Raw genomic sequence first — 1,100 nt, 5'->3', positions numbered from 1 at the left:
CCGGACCAGCTCGTGTCGGTTGTGAGTGCGTAACAGTGTTCGAACACTGTTACGCACTCACGACCACTGATCAGCGGGTGGCGGAGCGTCGGGCTTCGGCGGGATCCGTTGCGGCCAAAGCGTTCTGCGCGGCCCGCTGCCAGTCCGCCAGAGTGCGTTCTGCCAGGGCGGCGCCGACGGCGGCCAGGGCCGCCGGGTTCATGGACAGGCTGGTGACGCCCAGGCCTGCCAGGACACCGGCCAGCTGGGGATCGGCCGCCGCTTCGCCGCAGACGCCGACCGGCTTGCCGCGCTCCTGGCCGGCTCGGGCCAGGCCTGCGATCAGGCGCAGCAGCGCGGGTTGCCACGGGTCGTTGAGCGCGGCGAGCGCGCCGACCATCCGGTCCGCCGCGAAGGTGTACTGGGCGAGGTCGTTGGTGCCGATGCTGACGAAGTCGACGACGTCGAGGAGCGCGTCCGCCGTCAGCGCCGCCGCCGGGGTTTCCACCATGCCCCCCGCGCGCTCGATCCCCGCAGCGCGGGCGCGTTCGGCGAACCACGCCGCCTCCGCCGCGGTCGCGACCATCGGTGCCATGACCGATACCTCCGCGCCGGTTTCCGCTGCCGCGGCGGCGATCGCGGTGAGCTGGCGGTCGAGCAGGTCGGGTCGGTCGAAGGCCACCCGGAGCCCGCGGACGCCCAGCGCAGGGTTGGGTTCTTCGCCGATCGCCAGGAACGGCAACGGCTTGTCCGCACCGGCGTCGAGGGTGCGCACCACCACCGGCTTGCCCGCGAAGGGTTCCAGCGCGGCCGCGTAGGCGTTGCGCTGCGCGTCGACGTCCGGTTCGGTCGTCGCGTCCAGGAAGCAGAACTCCGTGCGGAACAGGCCTGAACCCTCCGCCCCGGCGGCGATCCCGGCCTGCGCGTCGGCGGCCGAGCCGATGTTGGCCAGCAGCTTGACCCGGTGCCCGTCCGCGGTGGTGCCGATGCCGTTCCACTGCGACTGGTCGCGCACCGCCGCCTCCGGCGGCACCGCCTGCTCGAACAGCTCGACGGTGCCGGACGTGCCGTCGACGCGCGCCCCGGCGGCGTTCGCGGCCAGCACGCCGCGCGCCGCCACC

General features: G+C 73.8%; 1 protein-coding gene. It reads right to left on the bottom strand.

All coding sequences use genetic code 11. The features are described from left to right. Positions 1–70: 70 nt before the first annotated feature. Positions 71–1,100 (bottom strand): putative PEP-binding protein (locus ABTZ89_RS38835; protein ID WP_351054503.1); only part of this gene is annotated, 1,030 nt, incomplete at its 5' end.

The organism is Saccharopolyspora sp. NPDC002686 (assembly GCF_040295745.1).
In the GTDB taxonomy this organism is placed as follows: domain Bacteria; phylum Actinomycetota; class Actinomycetes; order Mycobacteriales; family Pseudonocardiaceae; genus Saccharopolyspora; species Saccharopolyspora oryzae.
Note: the sequence above shows the minus strand (reverse complement) of the source record. Positions and strands in the feature narration are given on the sequence as shown.